Origin of the sequence: Saccharibacillus sp. WB 17 (assembly GCF_008634075.2) — a bacterium.
Classification (GTDB): domain Bacteria; phylum Bacillota; class Bacilli; order Paenibacillales; family Paenibacillaceae; genus Saccharibacillus; species Saccharibacillus brassicae.
The window spans coordinates 98,169-117,928 of sequence record NZ_VPFK02000002.1; the positions used below are offsets into that span (position 1 = coordinate 98,169).

Sequence of the window (19,760 nt, forward strand, 5' to 3'; positions counted from 1 at the left end):
GCCGACGGTTTCCTCCGCCTATGGATGCAAAAAGCCGCTCTCAGGAGAGCGGCAGGAACAGCGAAAACGTACTGCCTTTGCCTTCGACGCTCTCCATGCGGATAAAGCCTCCGAGCAGGCGCGACAGATCGCTGCTGATGGACAGTCCGAGACCGGTACCGCCGTATTTTTTGCCAATTGTGCTGTCCGCCTGCTGAAACGCCTCGAAAATCGTGAAATGCTTCTCGGCCGCGATCCCGATACCCGTATCGCGGACCGCGAACACGATCCACTCCCCTTTGAGCTGCGGTTCTTCCGCCTTGTAGATGCGCAGCTCGACCGAGCCTTGATCGGTAAACTTGAACGCATTGGCGAGCAGGTTGCGCAGAATCTGCTGAAGACGCTGCGGATCGGAACGGATCGTGTCCGGCAGGCTGCTCTCCAGGCGGATATTGAAGTCCAGCTGCTTGTGCTCGGCCGTCAGCTCGAAATACGAACCGACCCAGCTCGGCACTTCCTGAAGGCTGATGTCTTCGTTGACAATCTCAAGCTTGCCCGCTTCGACCTTCGACAGATCGAGAATGTCGTTGATGATCTTGAGCAGGTCTTCGCCCGAATGGTAAATCAATTGCCCGTAACGCGTCGTCTCTTCGATCGGCGTGTCTTCAGCCGACTCCGAGATAAACTGCGCCAGATTGATGATGCTGTTGAGCGGCGTGCGCAGTTCGTGCGACATGTTCGCCAGAAATTCCGATTTGTACTGGGAAGCGAGCTGCAGCTGCTTGGCCCGGTCTTCCAGCACGATCTCGTTCTTGCCGAGTTCCTCCGTCTGCTCCTTGAGCAGGCGGTTCGCTTCCGCGAGCGCGAGGGTGCGCTGCTGTTCTTTCTGGAAATCGCGCAGGATAAAAGCGAACAACCCGCACAGCAGCAGAGCGGTAGGCAGCGTATACGGAACGATGTGCGACAGGTAGTACCCGGCCGGAATGACGCCGAGAATCGCGATATTCAGACTGTTGAGCACGTTCATCACGACGATGGCGAGCGCGGCGCGGCGCAAGAAATTCCAGTCCAGGCGGCGAAGCCACACATTCAGCAGCGCTCCCGCGACGCCGAGAATCGCCAGATTGACGAAGCCGGCCACGGCCGCTTCGCTCCAGCCGAACGAGAAACGCGTCAAGCCGATCCCGAGTCCCACGGCAAACACGATCGAAGGACGGGTATACACGAAAATGGCGATCAGCAGAGGCACCATACGCATGTCGAAGATAACGTCTTCGGACAGATTGAACCCGAAAAACATCGAAAACCATCCGCCCGCAATAAGCAGCAGAACGGAACCTATATATTTTGCCGTACCGGGCGCGCGGAAAATTGCGTACTTGTAGATCAGGTTGGCGACATAGGCGAAGGTGACCAGCACCGCCATATTTTGCACGAACATTTTCGGAAATTCCATTTTTTCGCCTCTATTTCCTGGTTCTTCCGCTCCGGTTGTCGTCGGCTTTCTCATACTCCAAGATTCAGCCCAAAAGTATGTATGCGAAAAATTCGAACGTATGATCTTTTATTTTTATATACGATACATATTTTGTCAAGAAGAACTGTGTGTGGTCGCGGTTCGGCCGATTTGCTATGATTGGGGTATCTTGACTTCAAGGAGGTTTTCGTCCGATGAAAATGCGTACAGCCGCTGTACAGTATCATCTGCATTCGATCTCGTCTTTTGACGAATTTGCCAAGCAGGCCGAACATTACGTAAAAACGGCTTTGGAGTTCGAAACCGAGTTTTTGCTGTTCCCCGAATTTTTCACGACCCAACTGCTGTCCATCCCCGACGAGCACGGGCAGGCGCAGGGAATCGGGAGTCTCCCTGATTATACGCAGGCTTACCTCGATTTGTTTCGCGAACTCGCCCAGTCGTCCAACATGCACATCATCGCAGGCACGCATGTCGTGCGCCGCGCAGGCAAATTGTACAACACGGCGCACCTCTTCTATCCCGACGGCCGCGTCGCGACGCAGGAGAAAATCCATATCACGCCGACCGAAGTCCACGAATGGAATATGGCCCAGGGCGACGAAGTATCCGTGTTCGACACGGACAAAGGCAAGATCGCGCTGCTGACGTGCTACGATATCGAATTCCCGGAGATCGTCCGTATCGCCCGGGCCAAAGGCGCGGACGTGATCTTCTGCCCGTCCTGCACCGATGACCGGCACGGCTTCCATCGGGTCCGCTACTGCTGCCATGCGCGAACGATCGAGAATCAAATCTACGTCGTGACGACCGGCACGGTCGGCTCGCTGCCGACGGTCGATTTCATGCGCGGCAATTTCGGCCAGGCGGCGATGATCTCGCCGAACGACGTGCCGTTTCCTCCGCGCGGCATCGTGGCGGAAGGCGAGATCAACGACGACATGATCGTCGTCGCCGATCTGGATCTGGACCTATTGGAGCAGGTCCGCCAAAAAGGCTCGGTCACGACCTGGCGCGATCGCCGGACCGACCTGTATACGGACTGGTCTTAAGGCGATGAACATGCCTCCTGTCGAACGCTACGAGAAGACCGGCTACGTCTTCCGCGAAGGACGGCCGCAGCAGCTGCGCATCCGCAATTACGGGCCGGCCGATATACAAGGCCTGATCGCGATCCAGCGCGAATGCTTCCCGCCGCCTTATCCGTCCGAGCTCTGGTGGAACCGCGAGCAGCTGCTCCGGCATATGGAAATCTTCCCCGTCGGAGCGCTGTGCGCCGAAGTGGAAGGACGCCTGGTCGGCTCGCTCACGACGCTGATCGCCTCGTTCGATCCGAAGCAGGCGCAGCACAGCTGGAGCGACATGACCGATAATGGGTATATCGGCACGCATGATCCGTTTGGTAATACGCTGTACGTCGTCGACATCAGCGTGTCGCCGGCTGCGCGCGGCCTCGGCCTGGGCAAGCAGATGCTCCAATCGGCCTATGAGCTGGTCGTCGGACTGGGTCTTGCACGTCTGCTCGGCGGCGCCCGCATGCCCGGTTACGGCGCCGTCCGATCGCAGCTGACGCCGGAAGCTTACGTCGACGACGTCCTGCACGGCCGCCGCCGCGATCCGGTGATCGGCTTCCTGCTGCACTGCGGGCGAACGCCGATGTCCGTCGTGACGGACTATCTGGACGACCCGGAATCGGCCGACCACGCGCTGCTAATGGAATGGCGCAATCCGCTGCTAAAGCCCTGACTTTTTATCCGCCATCTTTTTTCTTTCTATAGTAGAAACTGGAATAGAGGCTTTTGGGATAGGACTTTTGGATAGACCTTACCTCGCCTTACCGAACCGTTAAATTTAAATTCACGCATCGGAGGAATCAGACATGGACTATGTTCGCGTAACCGATATTGCCGATCCGCTGTTCGCCGGCCTGCACCGGCTCATGAGCGAGATTTTCCCGCCCGAAGAAGTGCTGGCGTTCGATCTCTGGACAGAACCTCTGCAAGATCCCGGTATCCGAGTGTTCGTCGCCGTGCATGAAGGGCAAGTCGTCGGCGCCACGGAATACCGCTATTATGCCGACGACAAGATCGCCATGACCGACTTCACGATTATCGGCCGGCCGGGACTCGGCATCGGCCCGTTCCTCGCGGCGCGCCGCGAAGCGGACCTCAAGCGTCTGGCCGCCGAAGCCGGCGGCACGCTGCAGGGCATGTTCGCCGAAATTTACGATCCGTACCGCTCGAACGAACATGCATTCGGCGGAGTGAAGCCGATGGACCCGTTCGTGCGGCGCGAGGTGCTGGCCCATCTCGGCTATCGCCGTCTGGACTTCGAATACGTGCATCCGTCCTGGCAGCAGGACGGCGAAGCGGTAAGCGGACTCGACCTGTGCTTCCTGCCCTACGCCGGGCAGACTTCGCTGCCGGGACCGTTCGTCGCGAGGTTCCTGCGCACGTATTACGCCGTGCTTGAACCCAAGCCGGCGGCATGGACGGACATGGTGGAATCGCTCGAACGCGGCGGCGATGCCGCGCTGCTTCCGCTGTAAGCGAAGCCACGCCGCAGCCGGACAAACGCAAAAAAGAGTGCCAATCGCGCGTTACGCGCGGTTGGCACTCTTTGGGTTGTCCGGTTCGGAAAGGGGAGGCAGCGCCTGCCGCTTCCAATAAGGAAGCACAATGGGGCGCTTGGGCCGAGGCGGAATCTGCGCCGCTTCTTCGGCGGAGTCCGTTCGTTCCTCTTCGGGAAGCGTATAATAACGCAGGTCGTAGGAACTGACGAGATCGCCTTGCACGGTAATGACGACATGGCCGCGACGTTCGATGACCCTGCCGGATACGACACGGGATTCCACCATGGCTTGATCCCCTCTCTTTTCGAAAAGTTATGGCACAAGTATGCTCAAGAGGTACGTTGGGATCGGCTGCACGCTTAGCGGTTGCCGCCCGTCGTCAAGGCCGAAGCCCACGATTTGTACTCCAGCTCGGCCGCTTCGGCATCGTGTCCGTAGCGCTCGCGCACTTTCTCGATCAACCGGTCTTTTTCTCCGTCTATATACGCCAGGTCGGCTTCCGTCAGCTTGCTCCACTGCTTCTTCGCTTCGTGCTGGGTCTGATTCCATCTGCCTTTGATCACTTTGGTTTCGATCGGGTTCGTCATAGAGTTCAGCTCCTTACGTTATGGATCGATTTAAAGTAAATTACCCTTCCCTTTATTCGGTGAATCCCCTGCGGAATCCTGCGGGGAATGCCCGGCAGGGAGAAGCCCGAGCCGCCTGGCGCAAGGAAATGGGCACATTTTCACGTGTTGTGCGCAGAATGAGACCCAAGCCCCAAACTTTGTGATTATTATCACTTAATTACTTCAAATTGTATGTTATTGTTCAAATGAAAACGGTGACGGACGGAGATCGAACCTGTGCATCGACTCTTTTCCGGCGCAGTTCCGACCGGAAGAAGCCCGATCTTACGTGATCGTTTTCCGCGCGCGTCGCCCTTGGGGACGACTCATTCAGAGATGACGGAGGGGTTAACATGAACAAAAAGCACGGGGCCGTATGGATGTGCGGCGTTCTTCTCGCAGGAGCGCTCTCGGCATGCGGAAGCAATGAGACGGCCGAGGTCACAGCCGAGCCGGCAGCGCAGGCCGAACCGGCGAGCGAGGCTGCGGCGGCACCGGCGGTGGAGACGGCAGCCGACGCTTCCCAATGGAAAGACGGACTGTACTTTGCCCAGGGGGACATGGACAAGGAATCCGGCTGGCAGCCGTACGTGATCCTGCAGGTGACAGGCGGCAAAATTGCCGACGCCGACTGGAGCGCGTCCAGCCTCAATGGAGGCCCGGACAAAAAAGCGACGTCCGAAGCCGGCAAGTACGGCATGAAAGCCGGCGGCGCTTCGTCCGAATGGCATGAACAAGCGGAGAAAGTCGAACAGTTCCTGATCGACAAGCAGGACCCGGCGGCGATCACGACCGATGCCGAAGGCCATACCGACGTCGTATCCGGTGTGTCTATACACGTGAACGATTTCACGAAGCTTGCGGAGACCGCTCTTGCGGCAGGCCCGGTCGAAGCCGGCCCGTACAAAGACGGCGCGTATCATGCGGAAGCGGCCGATTTCGATGCCGAAAGCGGCTGGAAAGAAACCGTGGATGCGACGGTAGCGGCCGGACGCATCGTGGCGATCAACTTCAGCGGCAGCAATGCGGCCGGCGAAGACAAGAAAACGAATTCCAGAGAAGGCAAGTACGGCATGAAAGCCGGCGGCGCCCAAGCGGAATGGCATGAAGAAGCGGAAAAAGCCGAGCAGTACGTGATCGAAAAACAAGATCCGGCGGCGGTCGAAACGAAGGAAGACGGAACGACGGACGCGATCAGCGGCGTGACGATCCATGTCGCCTCCTATCTCAAGCTGGCCGAACAGGCGCTGGCGGACGCGAAATAAGCCGCCGCTGCCCGGCAGCGGCACGGACCCGTTCCACTCTCACTCTTAACTTGAAGCAACGGGCGGACCGCTGCCTGCCCGATCCCCGAATCGTTCGGCGGGTCCGGCAGGTACGCGAACTCCGTCAATGGAAAGGTTGGTTGACCCGATGACAAAAATAGTAATTCTCGGCGGCGGCTACGGCGGCGTCCTGACCGCGAAAAAATTAGCCAAAAACTTCAAAAAAAATACCGATGTCCAGATCCAGCTGATCGATCGCAATCCTTATCACACGCTGCTGACCGAACTGCATGAAGTGGCCGCGAACCGGACACCGGAAGATGCGGTCAAAATCGAATTGAAAAAGATTTTTGCAGGCCTCAAAGTCGACGTCGTGCTCGACGAGATCGGCGGCATCGACTTCGAATCCCGCTCGCTCCAGGGGCAGCAGGCGTCCTACGCTTACGATTACCTCGTGATCGGGACCGGCTCCAAGCCGACGTTCTTCGGCATCCCCGGCGCGCAGGAACACAGCTATACGCTCTGGTCCTACGACGATGCGGTCAAGCTCAAAGACCGGTTCCGCCGGATGTTCACCGAAGCGTCGCAGGAAAAAGATCCGGCGATCCGCCGGGAGAAACTGTCGTTTGTCGTCGTCGGCGCGGGCTTCACGGGCGTCGAATTGATCGGCGAAATGGCCGAATACCGCAGCGAACTGTGCCGGGAATTTTATATTGATCCGTCCGAAGTGCGCATGATCGTGGCCGATATGGCTCCGAAAATCCTGCCGCTGCTGCCGGAGAAGCTGATCGCCAAATCCGAACGGTATCTTAAAAAGCTCGATATCGAGATCATTACCGGCAAACCGATTACGGGCGTCTCCGACACCGGCGTGGACCTCAGCGGCCAGAAGCTGACGGCGCGTACGGTCATCTGGACAGCCGGCGTCGAAGGCGCGGACATTCTCGACAAGCTCGACGTGCAGCAAAAAGGCCGCAAGCGGATCGAGACGAACGACAAGCTGCAAAGCCTCGATCACGAAAACGTTTATGTCGTCGGCGACAACATCTTCTTCATTCCGGAAGGCGAAGAACGCCCGGTTCCGCAGATGGTCGAGAACGCCGAACATGCCGCTCCGCTGATCGCGCACAATATTACGGCCGATATCAAAGGCGGCACCCATAAATCGTACAAACCGGCTTTTCACGGCATGATGGTGTCGATCGGCAGCCGGTACGGCGTCGCGAGCGTAGGGCTGCCGGGCAAATTTTTCTCGCTGACCGGAATTTTCGCGATGTTCGCCAAACACGCGATCAACGTGCTGTACCTGTTCACGGTGCTCGGCTTCAATAAAGTGTGGACGTATCTCATGCACGAGATTTTCCATGCCCATGATCGCCGGACGTTCCTCGGCGGACACTTCTCGAAGCGCTCGCCGAACTTCTGGCTCGTGCCGCTGCGCGTGTTCGTCGGCTGGATGTGGCTGCATGAAGGCTGGGACAAGCTGCAAAAAGTCGTGGCCGACCCGAACCATATTTTCCTGATCCCGCCCGATCCGCATGCCGACGTCGTCAGTGCCGCTTCCGAAGCGGTCGGCAACGTGGCGACGGCGGTCGATGCCCAGGCGGCCGCTTCCGCGGTCGAAAACGCCGGCCAGGCCGTGCAGGCCATCCCTGTGCCGGGCTTCGTCTCGGACATGGTCAGCTCGATGATGGATCTGATGTTCTATACCGGCGACGGCGGCTACACGTGGCTGGCGACCGCTTTCCAAATCGGCATGGTCGCCGCGGAAATCGTGTTCGGCATCCTGCTGATCGTCGGCCTGTTCTCGGCAATCGCTTCGATCGCCACGATCGGCATGGGCCTGATGATCTGGTCGTCCGGTATGGCTCCGACCGATATGTGGTGGTACTGGTTCGCCGCGTTCGCCCTTATCGGCGGTTCGGGCAGCATCTTCGGACTCGACTATTATGTCCTGCCGTGGCTCAAGAAATACTGGAAAAAAACTTGGTTTGCCAAGCGCTGGTACCTCTATACCGACTGACCGACCGGCTCTGCGCTGCGGCGGGGTCATGTGCAGCTTACCCCGCACATGGCCCCGCTTTTTTCGATCCGCCGTTTTGCATAATGAACGAATTTGACTCATAATGTGGAGGAATCCGAGTGAATACGGTATGTACGCCGATTCGGTATTTTGTTAGTCCGTCAAGGGGTGCTTCAATGAACGATACAATAATCCGGGAAACGCTGGAACGTCTGCAGGCCGAGATCGATCCGGTCACACGTATCCGGCTTGTGCCGGACCGGGCGGCGCTGAACGCCGCGCTGGCCGCGTTCGAACGCTGCGCCGTGGAACCGCTCCGCCAGCCCGGCCTGCTTGCCGTCTATGCGCTGCTCGATGCCGCGCTCGCCCGCCACGCCGAACCGATTCGGCTGGACGATCCGCAGTTGACGCGGCGCATTCTGGACGGCGACTATTTGTACAGCCTGTACGTCCAATACGCGCTGAAATGCCGCGAAGAATCGCTGCTGCGCGGACTTGCCCCGTTCGTCAAAAAAGTCCAGATCGCCCGCGCGCTCGGCCGAAGCGCGGAGATCGCCCTGCTGCCCGCTTTCGAGCGGGCGCTGGCGGACGCGAAGGAGGCCGGGCCGCATGAACCTGCCTGACGCTCTGCGAATCGACCTGCGCCGCATCGAACGCGAGATGAAGCGCATCGTCAAAAGCGACAAAGACCTTCCGCCGAACTCCGAGCTGGCCGCCGCGCTGCTGCGCACGATCGGCGCCGGAGGCAAGCGGCTGCGGCCGATGCTCGTCCTCGTCGGCGGCCGCTTCGGCAAACGCGCCGACGATCCCCGCCTGTTCCAGCTGGCAGCTGCTGCGGAATTTATCCATACGGCGTCGCTTATTCACGACGACCTGATCGACCGTTCGGCGCTGCGGCGGGGCGAACCCGCGCTGCATACACGGATCGGGCCGGCCAAAGCGCTGTACGTCGGCAGCTACATGTCGGCCCGCGTCGTCGAGCTGATGGCCCAGGCCGACGTCAAAGCCGGCGCCGACCGGCCAAGCTTCGCTTCGTTCGCGACGGCCGAACTGTGCCTCGGCGAATACGAGCAGCTCGAACACGCTTACGACTACGATCTCGGGCTGGACGAGTATTTGTCCAAGTCCCGCCGCAAGACCGCCCATCTGATGGCCGTCTCGCTGGAATTCGGCGCCCGCGCCGCCGGGGCGCCGGAAGAGATCTGCCGCAGGCTGCATGCGTTCGGCGAGCATCTGGGCTTGTCGTTCCAGATCCGGGACGACCTGCTCGATTTGACGGCTTCGTCCCGGCAGCTCGGCAAGCCGGCGGGAAGCGACCTGCTCGGCGGGCAGGTGACGCTGCCCGTGCTGTACGCGCTCGAAGATCCCGCGCTCGCGGCGGAGATCCGAAGCGTCGGCCGGGATACCGATCCGGCCCTGATCGCTCCGCTGCTGGACAAGATCCGCAGCAGCGGAGCCCTGGAACGCGCGGAAAGCTTCGGCGCGCAGGAGCTTGAGCGAGCCTGCGAGATCGCCCGTTCGCTCGGCGAATACGCCGCTTCGGCCGATCTGCTGAAGCTGGCCGACTATTTCGGCGGAAGGAAATTTTAGGACAAGAGGAAAAAGGCGGCCCGGCGTCGAAATGAATGCATTCCACTACCCGGGCATTCACGCCCCCGACAAAGGAGATATTCGCCCCATGTCCGTCACTCCCGAAACAAAGCTGTCGCAAATGCGGCAGGAAGAACAAGAACTGCGTTTCGTTTCGTTCGACGCCGAGACCGCTCTCGCGCTCGGACTGACCCTGATCGAGGAAGCCCGCCGGACCGGCAAAAAGGTGACCGTCGATATTACCCGCCAAGGCCACCGGCTGTTCCTGCACGCGATGGAAGGCACTTCGCCGGAAAACGAAGACTGGATTCGCCGCAAAAACAATACGGTGGCCCGTTTCGTCAAAAGTTCCTGGCATGCGGCGCTCCAGCTTCGCGGCGAAAACCAAACGCTTGCGGGCGACTACGGCTTGAGCGACGACGAATACGTGCTGGCCGGCGGCGCGTTCCCGCTCATGCTGGCCGGCGAAGGGCTGATCGGCACGATTACCGTATCCGGCCTGCCGGACCAGGAAGATCACGATCTCGTGACTTCCGGCATCCGCCGCTTTTTGGCCGAGCAGCAGGGCTGATCGCCCGGCTTCCGCAATCGAAAAAGTTTCATGCAAAAAGACGCCCGGCCTACTTGAGCCGGACGTCTTTTTCTATATACCATTCAGATTGTCCAGAAATAATCCAGCATCGTAAACGACAGGATCAGCAGGCTGATGACCTGGTTCAGATTGTACGAAGCGACCTGCATGAGCCGGCGGTTATGCGGCTTCACGATGCCGTGTTCCAGCAGGAGCAGGAACGCCGCCAGCCCGATACCGATCAGGTACCAAGCGCCGAGATCGCGGAAAAAGAACAGGAACAGCAGCAGCCCGACCATGACAAGATGCAGGAAGCGCGAAATGTACAGCGCAGGCTTCAGGCCGAACGCGCTCGGGATGGAATGCAGCCCGTGCGCGCGGTCGAACTCGATGTCCTGCGTGCCGTACAAAATATCGAACCCGCCAATCCACAGCATGACGATCGTGCCGAGCACGAACGGGGTGAACGCGAACGCGCCCGTCACGGCGAACCAGGCGCCGATCGGCGCCGACGCGATCGTAAAGCCCAGATACAGATGGCTGAGCCAGGTGAAGCGCTTCGTGTACGAATACGAAGAGATGAGGAAGATCGCGACCGGCGACAGGATCAGGCACAGCGGATTCAGCATGCCGGCCGCCGCGACGAAGATCGCATAATTGACGATCACGAAGATCCACACCTCGCGTACGCCGAGCCGCTTCTGCGGCAGATGGCGATGCGCGGTGCGCGGATTGGCCGCGTCGAACTCCCGGTCGGCCAGCCGGTTGAACGCGTTGGCGCCGTTGCGGGCGGCGACCAGCGCCAGAAGCGAAGCGAGCACGACGCGCCAGTCCGGCAGGCCGCCGGCCGCCCAGACGATCGAGATGATCGCGAACGGCAGCGAGAACAGCGTGTGCGAGAACATAACCAGCGATCCGAAGTCGCGCGTCTTGGTCAGCGCGCTGCGCAAAGCCGCGCTCATGGCGCTTTTTCCCCGCTCGGGGAATCGGCCTGCGCCGATCGTTCCTCGGCGCGGAGGCGATCCTGCTCCAGGCCGCCGAGCACCGCGTCCAGTTGTTCCAGCATCGCTTCGATGTCCGAAGCGTCGATCACGAGCGGCGGCTGGAACGCCAGCACGTTGCGGGCGACGCCGTTTTTGCCGATCAGGAAGCCCCGGTCCTTCATCTCTTCCAGCACCCGGTCAACCGCGGCCGCGCCGAGCGACGGCTCGTCCGCATGCAGTTCCGCGCCCAGCATCAGGCCGAGGCCGCGCACTTCCGAGACGATGCGCGGATAGAACGTCCGCATCCGCTCCAGCCCAAGCTTCAGCGCCGTCCCGAGACGCGCCGCGCGTTCCGGCAGCCGCTGCGACTCGACGTAATCGAGCACGGCCAGCGCCGTCTCGGCCGAGACCGGATTGCCGCCGAACGTCGACGCCGACGGCGTATCGAGCGAAGCGGCGACAGCTTCCGTCGCCGCGAACGCGCCGATCGGGATGCCGCCGCCGAGCGCTTTGGCCAGCGTGACGATATCGGCCTGCACGCCGAGCTGATCGGAGCAGAGCAGCGCGCCCGTCCGGCCGAAGCCGGTCTGGATCTCGTCGGCGATCAGCAGCACGCCGTATTCGTCCAGCAGCTTTTTGGCGCGGGCCAGATACCCGTCCGGCATGACGACCATCCCGCCGTTGCCCTGGATCGGCTCGACGATCATTGCCGCGATCCGGTCGCCGGCGCTCTGAAGCACGCCGCGCAGCGCGTTCAGCGACAGCTCCGCCGCTTCCTGCGCCGGCACGCCGTACGCATACGGACGGGGAATGAAATGGACGTCCTCGTCCGGGAACGGATCGCCCCGCCACATCGACAAGCCGGTCACGCTCATCGTCAGCGCCGTGCGGCCGTGCAGCGATTCGGTGAGCGAGATGAAGCCTTTGCGCTTCGTATGGCGGCGGGCCAGCATCAGCGCGCCTTCGTTCGCTTCGGACCCGCTGTTGCAAAAAAACACTTTCGGATACGCCGGCAGCAGCCCGGCCATCCGCTGCGCCAACCGCGCGGACGGCTCGGTCAGATAGATCGTCGTCGTATGCTGAAGCGTGCGCGTCTGCCGCACCGTCGCCTCGGTGATCGCCGGATTGCAGTGCCCGCTCGCCACGACCGATACGCCCGCGAAAAAGTCGGTATAGACGCGGCCTTCGCTGTCCGTCACGCGCTGCATCGAGCCCGAGACCAGCACCGGCGGATTGCGGTAGAAATGCTGCGTGCACGGGAAGAAATGCGCTTTGCGCAGCGCGATCACTTCCTGCGCCGTCAGCGTCGGCCGCCCGGCACTCGGGATGCCGCCCGTATCCGCTCCGGCGTCGGCGCTCCGGTTAAGGCCCGCTTCTATTTCCGTTTCCGTTCCCGGCTCAAGTTCCATTCGCGGTTCCTTTTCCGCTGCGCTTCCCGATCCCGTTGCTCCCACTTCGTGTCCCTCCATCCCGCTCACCCTTTCGTTGTCTGAAGCGCCGCTTGAATATCCGCCGCTTCGCATTGTTCGGACTGTCCTTCGCCGCCGTCTGCCGCGGCTTCGCCGTTGTCCGCCTCCAGAGCCGCCGGCCGATCGGCCGGCGTGCTGCGGTCCGCGCGGCCGAAAGCGAGCGCACCCAGCGTAAAGCCGGCAAAAGCCGGCTCCAATCGTTCGGCCAGTTCGGCCGCCCGCTCCGGCTCGTTCAGCGCCCGGCGATACAAGCCCAGCAGCTCGCCGAGCCGCTCCGGCGCATACGTCGAACCTTCAACGCGAAAATGCGTAATGCCCGCCTCCATCAGCTCGCCGACGACCGGCAGCAGGCAAAGTTCTTTGGACGTCGTCAAATGGCAGCGGCCGTGGACGTCTTTGTAGACCGGGCTTTCGCCTTTGTCCGTCATCAGCACGAGCACGTCGTCGCGCACGTAACGGTTGCTTTCTTCGGCGATCGGCTCGTAGACTTCCGTATTTTCGTACAGATCGTGTTCCATGTACATGACGACCGGCGTTCCGTGCACGGTCAGCTCAAGTTCTCCGTTCGTCCGGCCCAGCAGCGCGGCCAGATCCGGCAGGTTCGCTTCGATCGAAGCGGTCAGCCGTTCCACGCCCAGCTCGCGGTACATCCGCTCGGCCATATGATTGTACAGATTCAGCGACAGGTCGCCGATCAGCGGGAGGCCGAAGTTCCGGAAGCGGCGGACCGCCCCGATATTCGTCACCAGCAGCGCGTCCAGTCCCGTCACGCCGCCGGACAGCAGCGTCTCGTACTGCTCGAACTGCATCTCGTCCATCATGCGCGGCGTGGCCAGCACGAGCCGCGTATTTCCTTTGAGCTGCGCCAGCTGCTCGATCTGCCGGCGGCCGAACGCGCGGTCCGGCAGCAGCACGTCGCCCGACAGGAACAGCTCGTCCACGCCCGCTTCGAGCGCCGCCCGGGCCTGCTCCATATTGTTGACCCGAACGGTCAGCTTGGGCGCGCTGCGCTGTGGCGCAGGGGCTGGCGCGGCGCCGGCCGCTTTTTCCCCGGATGCTTGCCGCAGTCCTTCCCGCACCGCACGCACCGCCGATTCGCTGCTCTCGCGCTCCGCCGTCGGCGTGCTGAACACTTTGCCCGTGCTGTAAAATTTGCCCGTGCCTTCGTAGCGCCGGTTGATGTTGGACAGTCCCGGCCGGCCGAACGCGTACGCCGTGGAGAAATCGCGCTTGCGGTTTTTGTGCAGCTCCTCGCTGTCCGTGCCGCGGTCGAAACCGACCGGATCATCGAGATAGCGGTCGATCGCGTCGCCGTAGCTGTTGACGAGCGCCGAGATAAACTCTTTGTCGCGCATGCGGCCTTCGATCTTGAACGAAGTGACGTGCGCGTCGATCAGTTCCGGCAGATGTTCGTACATATTCATGTCTTTGGCCGCCAGCGGATAAGGGGTGCTGTAGACGTAGCCGTCTTTTTTCATGCGGTAATCCCAGCGGCACGGCTTGAGGCATTTGCCCCGGTTGCCGCTCATTCCGAACAGGTGCGAGCTGATGTAGCAGTTGGCACCGTGCACCGAACACATATCGCCGTGGACGAAATATTCGATCTCGATGCCCGTCTGCTCCGCGATGATCCGCGCCGTGCGCAGGTCCATCTCCCGCGACGTCACGACCCGCGTTACGCCGAACTCCTGCAGGGCGCGCACCATCTCGACGTTATGTACGTTGAGCATGACGGAAGCGTGCACCGGCAGCGCAAGTCCCTGTTCGCGCAGCAGCGACGGAACCGCCAGATCCTGCGCGATGATCGCGTCGACGCCGGACCGGTCCAGAAAAGCGAGATAGTCGCCCGCTTCCGACACGTCGCTCTCGCTCAGCATGTTGTTGACGGTGACGTACGCTTTTTTGCCGAGCCCGTGCGCGACGTTGACCGCTTCGACGATGTCTTCCCGGCTAAAATTGTAGCCTTTGCGCATCATGCGCATATTGAGTCCGGGACCGCCGAAATAGACCGCGTCGCAGTTCGCCCGAATAACCGTCCCGAAAATGTCGAACGTGCCGACCGGAGCGAGCAGTTCGACTTCTCTTCCCTGAAAATAACGTGCCATATGTGTTTCCCCCTTTTGTATGCTTGCAGCCGTGCCGTTTACCTGTTCAAGTCCAAGTTCACATTCAAGTTCAAGTCCGTATGCGTCAAAAGAATTCTTTGGAGCGGCGGCGCGCTCAGGCGGCCAGCCGCAGCAGCAGCGTTCCGATCGGCAGCAGCACGAACAGCAGCATGAATCCCGTGTCCGCGCCGCGCCAGGCCAGCGGCCGGTAAGCCGTGCGCGGCGCCCCGATTCGGTAGCCGCGCGCTTCGAGCGACGTCGTCAGCTCTTCCGCCCGCCGGAACGCGCCGACGGTGACCGGCACGAGCAGCGAGAGCAGCAGGCGCGCTTTGGATCGCATGTTCATCTCTTCGTAGTCCGCGCCGCGCGCCGCCTGCGCTTTGAGAATGGTCTGCGCTTCTTCCAGCAGGGCCGGGATGAAGCGCAGCGCAAGCCGCAGCATGAGCGCGAACCGCTCCGCTCCCGTTCCCCTGCGGGCAAGCGGCCGGATCAGCCCTTCGACGCCCCGGCTGAGCATCGACGGCGTCGTCGTGAACGTCAGCAGCGACGTGAACAGGATCAGCAGCGCCATACGGCATACCGCAAGCAGCGCGCCGGACACGGCGGCCGCGGTCAGCGTGACCGGACCAAGCGTCCAGACCCAAGCTCCGCCGCCCGCCGCAGGCAGTTCCGCCGCGCCGCTTCCCGCTCCGCCAAGCAGCTGGAACAAGAAGACGAACAGCATCAGCCAGCGCAGCGGGCGCAGCGCCCGCGCATACGTGCGCGGCGGAATCTTCGTCGTGGCCAGCACCGCGGCGGCGCACGCCGCAAGCAGCGCAAGCGCCGGCCAGCCGTCCGACAGCACGAGCGCCGCCGTGAACAGCAGCATCGCCGCGATCTTCGCGCGCGGATCGAGACCGTGCACCGGCGAACCGGTCGGAATCATGCGGCCCAGAATCAGTTTGTCACGCATACGCGCAGGCTCCTCTCGGCGGGGAAGTCGGCTTCGGTGGGATCGCCGGGATCGACGCGATCGCCGGAATTGATGGAATCGGCAGGATCAGCCGATTCCGGCGGCATGGGCCGCTTCGCCCCGGAACTTCCGCTTCCCGGATACGTATTCCCGCTTTCCGCCAACACCCTTTTCGCTCTATCGGCCGCCTCCACGCCGTCCGAAGCGTTCACCGCTTCGGCAATCCGCAGCGCCATCTCTTCCGCCGTGCGGGGCATCGGCAGCGCCGCCAGCTGCGGCAGGCGGGACGTCCATTCCGCCCAGCACGACAGCGGCTCCGGCACCGCCACGCCCCATCCTTCCAGTTCGCCCTGCCGGTCGCCGAGCTCGTCCGCGTCGCCCTGAAACACGGCGCGCCCTTCGTGCATGACGATCCATTCGTCCGCGACTTCCATCAGCTCCTCGATCCGGTGCGTCACCATCAGAATCGTGCGCCCTTCTTCGCGGCACAGCTTCGCCAGCGTGCCGATCAATTCCCGGCGCGCCGCCGAATCGAGCGTCGCGGTCGGCTCGTCGAGCATCAGGATCTCCGGCCGCGCCGCCAGCACCGAAGCGATCGCGACTTTGCGCATCTGCCCGCCGCTGAGCGTCAGCGGATGCCGCGGCAGCAGATTGTCGCCGAGCCGCATCGAACGCAGCGCTTCCGCCGCCCGGGCCTGCGCCTGCAAGCGGGGCAGACCGAAGTTCAGCGGACCGAACATCAGGTCTTTCTCGACGGTGTCTTCGAACAGATGCCGTTCCGGCAGTTGAAAAGCAAGGCCGACGCGCCGGCGCAAATCGTTCAGCTTCGGCCGGCGCATGCCGGGTAGCAGCGTATGGTCGAGCACGCGGACCGAGCCGCCGGTCGGCAGCAGCAGACCGTTCAGCAGCTGCAGCAGCGTCGACTTGCCGGAGCCGGTGCCGCCCGCGATGCCGACAAGCGTGCCGCGGCGGATGCGGACGTTCACGCCGTGCAGCGCCGCCGCCGCAAACGGCGTGCCCGCCTGATAGGCGTAATCCGCGTCCCGCAGCTCGATCGCGAGGTCCGGCGGCGAAGTCTTTGAAGACCCGGATATCGTCGCCGCTGCCGATACGGATACCGATTGGACTGCCGGCATTGGTTTAAATATCGATGCCGCTTCAAATGTCGCCGCCGCTTCTGCCGCCGTCACCGGCGCCGAATGTGCGGACGCGGCTGCCCCAGAGGCCGCCTCCACAACAGTAGGTACTTGGCTCCCGGCCGAATCGGCACGCTTTGCCAAGCCGCCGGAGTCTCCGCCTTTTTTTCGCGCAGATGCCCGGCCCGTCAATACCGCTCCGATCCGACCCGCCGCTCCGGCCTGCCGTTTGATCCATGCCTTCATGATCGATCCCTCCTTTCGCCTTCTTTTTCCGCGCCGGCTTCCCGGTCTGCGTCTATACCGAGTTCCGCCAGCCGCCGGTCCAGCCGCAGCCGAAACGGCAGCTCGATCCCGCAGTCCCGCAGCAGCCGCTCATCCGAGAAAAAAACGTCCGGCGCCGCATCCGCGCGAATGGTTCCGCCCTGCAGCGCGATGATCCGGTCCGCCGCCCGCATCTCGTCCACGTCGTGCGTCACCGAAAAGATCGTATACGTGCCCTGCGCCTTCAGCTCGCGCATGACCGTCAGCAGCTCGCGCCGCGAACGTTCGTCCTGCATGGACGTCGCTTCGTCGAACACGAGCAGCTCCGGCTCCATCGCCAGGCACGCCGCGACCGCGCAGCGCTGCATCTGGCCGCCGGACAGCTCGCCCGGATGGCGCATCAGCAGCGGCGACAGCCGCAGCTTGTCTGCGTATTCCGCGACGCGGCGCTCCATCTCGGCCCGATCCAGACACAATCCTTCCAGCCCGAACGCCAGATCTTCTTCCACCGTCTCCCCGATAAACTGGTTGTCCGGGTTCTGGAACACCATCCCGATCCGGGCACGCATAAGCGGCGCGTTGTGTTCCGTCAGCGGTTCGCCGAACACGGACACGCTGCCGCTTTGCGGTTGGAGCAGCGCGTTGAACAGCCGGACGAGCGTCGATTTGCCGCAGCCGCTCGCTCCCACGATCGCGATCCATTCGCCGCGCTCGGCGCGCAGGTCGATGCTGTGCAGCACCGGCTCTTCGGCCGTGTAGGCGAACGCGACCTCCCGAAGTTCGATCGCAGGCGCCGTCTCCCGTTGCATGGCTTGGCCTCCTTCCTGCCGCACTCCCGCGGCGGCGTTCAATACGTATCCGGCGCGAACGGAGCGAACATTTTCATCCGGCCCAGCGCGTTTGTCAGATAGCGGACCGCAATACCGACGACGATGCCCGTCGCCACGCCCGCGATCATAAGCACCGGCAAATAGTAGAAAATGTTCAGCGAGTCGATCACGATCGCCGCCGCGCCGAGCTGCCCGATATTGTGCGCGATCCCTCCCGCGACGCTGATCCCGATCAGGCTGAGCCGTTTGCGGCTGATCTTCATCAGGCCGTACATGACGGCAAAGCTGAGCACCGCGCCGAACAGGCTGAACAGCAGCATCGAGAACGTGCCCAGCAGCATGGCGGTCAGCAGCGTCTTCAGCACGACCAGCATCAGCGTGTCCCTGCCGCCGAGAAAGTAGAGGCAGGTGAGGATCATGATGTTCGCAAGGCCGAGCTTGGCGCCGGGCACCATGAAGCTGCCGAGCGGGATCAGCGATTCGACGATACCCAGCACGACGGCAGCCGCCGCAAAAATCGCCAGGATCACCGTTTTTTTCAGCAGCAAAGATTGTTCAGCCAACGACGTCATCGACTTCCAGCTCCTCTCCCGATTCGACTCCGATAAACACCGATACGCGGTGCGGCAGGCATACGATCTGCTGCCCCGGCCGCGTGACGAAGCCAAAGCCCAGGCACAGCTTGTCCGGACAGTCCGCGTCCAGCATCTCCACGCCGCCGTCGTGAATCTTGATCTGGTTGAAGCCTTCGTCCGTGCGGATCGTGAGCAGCTGCTCCTCGTCCGTCAGCGGCAGCGTCCGGTACGCTTCGCCGTTGACCTCGATATGCACGACGCGTTTTTCAATGTGATTTTTTTCACTTTCTTGTCCGCCCCAATACCGGGGAACGATGAACGCAAGCGCCGCGATCACGACGATTCCGATCAGAATCCAGTCTCCCCTTTTCATCATCCTGCCTTTCATGTCCTGGCTCCCTCACCCGTACTTTGCACCAATTTTCACATATAACGCCGATAAAAGACGCCCCCGCTGCAAAATACTCATTTTTGAATACCTAAATCTTAGATGCCTTCATTATACGCCCGCCTGTCGTTTTCGACAATGCTTCCCGGGAAGCCGCGTCCCCTGTTTTACGCCCTTTTCACAAATTGCTCAAGTTTCATTAAAATTTTGGGGAAACCCGATCGGGACGCAGACGGCAGCGGATCGACAGCGGCGTCGTGCGGGCATGGGCGCCGAACGCGGGGGAAGCCGGCGCTTCCGCTTCCCCCACTTCGGCAGGCCGGAGGGTTGGGGGCGGGGACGTCCGGCGGGAGACTGCCGGACAGGGCGGAATCTGTTAGAATAGGGAAACGACGCGCGCCCCCGATAGGCGCGCCGGACGAAACAGCGGACAGGAGGCGCAAACGATGCAGCATCACGGAGAAGAAGCGGCGGCCGGGGATCTTTCCTCAAGCAAACGAAGCGTTGAACGAAAAGGCGGCCGGTTGAACGTTCCGCCGGTTCAAAGCGGTGCCGGCTTTGCCGGCCGACTCGGCCGAGCCGCGTTGAAGGCTCTGCCTGCGGCGGCGCTGCTCGCCGTGCTGGGCGCCTGCTCCGGCGGCGCCGACAGCGGCTCTTCGGCGGCTGTAAGCAGCCGCACCGGCGAACAGGTCCGGCCGGCCGATGCCGGTACGGCAGGGGCCGCGGAGACGACGCGGCCCGCGGAAGATCCGGCCGGCCAGGCCGGGTCTTCCGGGTCTTCGGACGAGGCTTCGCGTCCGGAGGAAGGCGGCGACGCGGCGGCGAGCGGCGGACAGGCCACGCCGGACGAAGGCAGCCGGCCGGTGGAGCCGGAGGCCGAGCCGCAGGGCGGCGACGCGGCGCGAGGCGGCGGGCAGGCGGCGCCGGACGAAGGCAGCCGGCCCGTGGAGCCGGAGGCCGAGCCGCAGGGCGG

At 62.2% G+C, this 19,760-nt stretch carries 20 protein-coding genes; 9 read left to right on the forward strand and 11 right to left on the reverse strand.

The features are described from left to right. Positions 1-40: 40 nt before the first annotated feature. Positions 41-1,435 carry an ATP-binding protein gene (locus tag FTE24_RS00450; RefSeq protein ID WP_150234758.1) on the reverse strand — a complete coding sequence of 465 codons (1,395 nt, stop codon included), beginning with the start codon at positions 1,433-1,435 and terminating at the stop codon, positions 41-43. A 215-nt stretch (positions 1,436-1,650) separates the two neighbouring features. Here FTE24_RS00450 and FTE24_RS00455 point away from each other — a divergent pair, with 215 nt between their 5' ends. The 3 genes from FTE24_RS00455 to FTE24_RS00465 all read left to right on the forward strand — a co-directional run bounded on the left by FTE24_RS00455 (position 1,651) and on the right by FTE24_RS00465 (position 4,004). After that, the gene (locus tag FTE24_RS00455; protein WP_150234756.1) at positions 1,651-2,508 is read left to right on the forward strand and encodes a carbon-nitrogen hydrolase family protein; all 858 of its coding nucleotides are present in this window, start codon (positions 1,651-1,653) and stop codon (positions 2,506-2,508) included. Between the two features lie 10 nt (positions 2,509-2,518). Continuing rightward, positions 2,519-3,202: a GNAT family N-acetyltransferase gene (locus FTE24_RS00460; RefSeq protein ID WP_150234754.1), complete on the forward strand. Its 684-nt coding sequence runs from the start codon at positions 2,519-2,521 to the stop codon at positions 3,200-3,202. A gap of 133 nt (positions 3,203-3,335) precedes the next feature. Beyond that, complete coding sequence (locus FTE24_RS00465; protein ID WP_150234752.1) at positions 3,336-4,004, forward strand: GNAT family N-acetyltransferase; 669 nt, start codon at positions 3,336-3,338, stop codon at positions 4,002-4,004. A 51-nt stretch (positions 4,005-4,055) separates the two neighbouring features. Here FTE24_RS00465 and FTE24_RS00470 read toward each other — a convergent pair whose 3' ends face one another. Next, complete coding sequence (locus tag FTE24_RS00470; protein ID WP_150234750.1) at positions 4,056-4,313, reverse strand: hypothetical protein; 258 nt, start codon at positions 4,311-4,313, stop codon at positions 4,056-4,058. A gap of 74 nt (positions 4,314-4,387) precedes the next feature. Next, positions 4,388-4,615 (reverse strand): hypothetical protein, encoded by a 228-nt coding sequence (locus FTE24_RS00475; RefSeq protein ID WP_202111693.1) that lies wholly within the window; start codon positions 4,613-4,615, stop codon positions 4,388-4,390. A gap of 374 nt (positions 4,616-4,989) precedes the next feature. Here FTE24_RS00475 and FTE24_RS00480 point away from each other — a divergent pair, with 374 nt between their 5' ends. The 5 genes from FTE24_RS00480 to FTE24_RS00500 all read left to right on the forward strand — a co-directional run bounded on the left by FTE24_RS00480 (position 4,990) and on the right by FTE24_RS00500 (position 10,085). Beyond that, entirely contained in the window at positions 4,990-5,901 is a 912-nt protein-coding gene (locus FTE24_RS00480) for an FMN-binding protein (RefSeq protein ID WP_150234748.1), read from the forward strand. Between the two features lie 148 nt (positions 5,902-6,049). Further along, positions 6,050-7,924 (forward strand): FAD-dependent oxidoreductase, encoded by a 1,875-nt coding sequence (locus tag FTE24_RS00485; RefSeq protein ID WP_150234746.1) that lies wholly within the window; start codon positions 6,050-6,052, stop codon positions 7,922-7,924. A 176-nt stretch (positions 7,925-8,100) separates the two neighbouring features. Beyond that, positions 8,101-8,547, forward strand: a complete 447-nt coding sequence (locus FTE24_RS00490) for a hypothetical protein (RefSeq protein ID WP_150234744.1) — start codon at positions 8,101-8,103, stop codon at positions 8,545-8,547. Then, positions 8,534-9,514: a polyprenyl synthetase family protein gene (locus FTE24_RS00495; protein WP_150234742.1), complete on the forward strand. Its 981-nt coding sequence runs from the start codon at positions 8,534-8,536 to the stop codon at positions 9,512-9,514. The genes FTE24_RS00490 and FTE24_RS00495 overlap by 14 nt, the downstream gene beginning before the upstream one ends. Before the next feature lie 88 nt (positions 9,515-9,602). Continuing rightward, a complete protein-coding gene (locus tag FTE24_RS00500) occupies positions 9,603-10,085 on the forward strand; it encodes a heme-degrading domain-containing protein (RefSeq protein WP_150234740.1) in 483 nt (160 codons plus the stop codon). Positions 10,086-10,168: 83 nt separating this feature from the next. Here the strand turns inward: FTE24_RS00500 and FTE24_RS00505 are convergent, their stop codons facing one another. From FTE24_RS00505 to FTE24_RS00540, 8 genes are all read right to left on the reverse strand, one after another. Next, entirely contained in the window at positions 10,169-11,047 is an 879-nt protein-coding gene (locus FTE24_RS00505) for a UbiA-like polyprenyltransferase (protein ID WP_150234738.1), read from the reverse strand. Then, positions 11,044-12,477, reverse strand: a complete 1,434-nt coding sequence (locus FTE24_RS00510; protein WP_150234878.1) for an aspartate aminotransferase family protein — start codon at positions 12,475-12,477, stop codon at positions 11,044-11,046. Before FTE24_RS00510 ends, FTE24_RS00505 begins: the two co-directional genes overlap by 4 nt. 65 nt (positions 12,478-12,542) lie before the next feature. Then, positions 12,543-14,642, reverse strand: a complete 2,100-nt coding sequence (locus tag FTE24_RS00515; protein ID WP_150234736.1) for a peptidase U32 family protein — start codon at positions 14,640-14,642, stop codon at positions 12,543-12,545. A gap of 115 nt (positions 14,643-14,757) precedes the next feature. Continuing rightward, positions 14,758-15,594 (reverse strand): energy-coupling factor transporter transmembrane component T family protein, encoded by an 837-nt coding sequence (locus FTE24_RS00520; RefSeq protein ID WP_150234734.1) that lies wholly within the window; start codon positions 15,592-15,594, stop codon positions 14,758-14,760. Beyond that, the gene (locus FTE24_RS00525; RefSeq protein WP_237401568.1) at positions 15,579-16,976 is read right to left on the reverse strand and encodes an ATP-binding cassette domain-containing protein; all 1,398 of its coding nucleotides are present in this window, start codon (positions 16,974-16,976) and stop codon (positions 15,579-15,581) included. Before FTE24_RS00525 ends, FTE24_RS00520 begins: the two co-directional genes overlap by 16 nt. Beyond that, positions 16,973-17,803: an ATP-binding cassette domain-containing protein gene (locus FTE24_RS00530; RefSeq protein WP_150234732.1), complete on the reverse strand. Its 831-nt coding sequence runs from the start codon at positions 17,801-17,803 to the stop codon at positions 16,973-16,975. The genes FTE24_RS00525 and FTE24_RS00530 overlap by 4 nt, the downstream gene beginning before the upstream one ends. A gap of 38 nt (positions 17,804-17,841) precedes the next feature. Further along, positions 17,842-18,396 (reverse strand): Gx transporter family protein, encoded by a 555-nt coding sequence (locus FTE24_RS00535; protein ID WP_150234730.1) that lies wholly within the window; start codon positions 18,394-18,396, stop codon positions 17,842-17,844. Further along, positions 18,380-18,787 (reverse strand): NusG domain II-containing protein, encoded by a 408-nt coding sequence (locus FTE24_RS00540; protein ID WP_337189995.1) that lies wholly within the window; start codon positions 18,785-18,787, stop codon positions 18,380-18,382. Before FTE24_RS00540 ends, FTE24_RS00535 begins: the two co-directional genes overlap by 17 nt. A 446-nt stretch (positions 18,788-19,233) precedes the next feature. Here FTE24_RS00540 and FTE24_RS00545 point away from each other — a divergent pair. Then, positions 19,234-19,760, forward strand: a 527-nt coding sequence (locus FTE24_RS00545; RefSeq protein WP_202111694.1) for a hypothetical protein, incomplete at its 3' end; no start/stop codon positions are given.

What these genes read in the sequence shown, in the direction of transcription:
- FTE24_RS00450 (WP_150234758.1), bottom strand. Translation starts at nt 1,435, where the DNA reads ATGGAATTTCCGAAAATGTTCGTGCAAAATATGGCGGTGCTGGTCACC.
- FTE24_RS00455 (WP_150234756.1), top strand. Translation starts at nt 1,651, where the DNA reads ATGAAAATGCGTACAGCCGCTGTACAGTATCATCTGCATTCGATCTCG.
- FTE24_RS00460 (WP_150234754.1), top strand. Translation starts at nt 2,519, where the DNA reads ATGCCTCCTGTCGAACGCTACGAGAAGACCGGCTACGTCTTCCGCGAA.
- FTE24_RS00465 (WP_150234752.1), top strand. Translation starts at nt 3,336, where the DNA reads ATGGACTATGTTCGCGTAACCGATATTGCCGATCCGCTGTTCGCCGGC.
- FTE24_RS00470 (WP_150234750.1), bottom strand. Translation starts at nt 4,313, where the DNA reads ATGGTGGAATCCCGTGTCGTATCCGGCAGGGTCATCGAACGTCGCGGC.
- FTE24_RS00475 (WP_202111693.1), bottom strand. Translation starts at nt 4,615, where the DNA reads ATGACGAACCCGATCGAAACCAAAGTGATCAAAGGCAGATGGAATCAG.
- FTE24_RS00480 (WP_150234748.1), top strand. Translation starts at nt 4,990, where the DNA reads ATGAACAAAAAGCACGGGGCCGTATGGATGTGCGGCGTTCTTCTCGCA.
- FTE24_RS00485 (WP_150234746.1), top strand. Translation starts at nt 6,050, where the DNA reads ATGACAAAAATAGTAATTCTCGGCGGCGGCTACGGCGGCGTCCTGACC.
- FTE24_RS00490 (WP_150234744.1), top strand. Translation starts at nt 8,101, where the DNA reads ATGAACGATACAATAATCCGGGAAACGCTGGAACGTCTGCAGGCCGAG.
- FTE24_RS00495 (WP_150234742.1), top strand. Translation starts at nt 8,534, where the DNA reads ATGAACCTGCCTGACGCTCTGCGAATCGACCTGCGCCGCATCGAACGC.
- FTE24_RS00500 (WP_150234740.1), top strand. Translation starts at nt 9,603, where the DNA reads ATGTCCGTCACTCCCGAAACAAAGCTGTCGCAAATGCGGCAGGAAGAA.
- FTE24_RS00505 (WP_150234738.1), bottom strand. Translation starts at nt 11,047, where the DNA reads ATGAGCGCGGCTTTGCGCAGCGCGCTGACCAAGACGCGCGACTTCGGA.
- FTE24_RS00510 (WP_150234878.1), bottom strand. Translation starts at nt 12,477, where the DNA reads ATGGAACTTGAGCCGGGAACGGAAACGGAAATAGAAGCGGGCCTTAAC.
- FTE24_RS00515 (WP_150234736.1), bottom strand. Translation starts at nt 14,642, where the DNA reads ATGGCACGTTATTTTCAGGGAAGAGAAGTCGAACTGCTCGCTCCGGTC.
- FTE24_RS00520 (WP_150234734.1), bottom strand. Translation starts at nt 15,594, where the DNA reads ATGCGTGACAAACTGATTCTGGGCCGCATGATTCCGACCGGTTCGCCG.
- FTE24_RS00525 (WP_237401568.1), bottom strand. Translation starts at nt 16,976, where the DNA reads ATGAAGGCATGGATCAAACGGCAGGCCGGAGCGGCGGGTCGGATCGGA.
- FTE24_RS00530 (WP_150234732.1), bottom strand. Translation starts at nt 17,803, where the DNA reads ATGCAACGGGAGACGGCGCCTGCGATCGAACTTCGGGAGGTCGCGTTC.
- FTE24_RS00535 (WP_150234730.1), bottom strand. Translation starts at nt 18,396, where the DNA reads ATGACGTCGTTGGCTGAACAATCTTTGCTGCTGAAAAAAACGGTGATC.
- FTE24_RS00540 (WP_337189995.1), bottom strand. Translation starts at nt 18,787, where the DNA reads ATGAAAGGCAGGATGATGAAAAGGGGAGACTGGATTCTGATCGGAATC.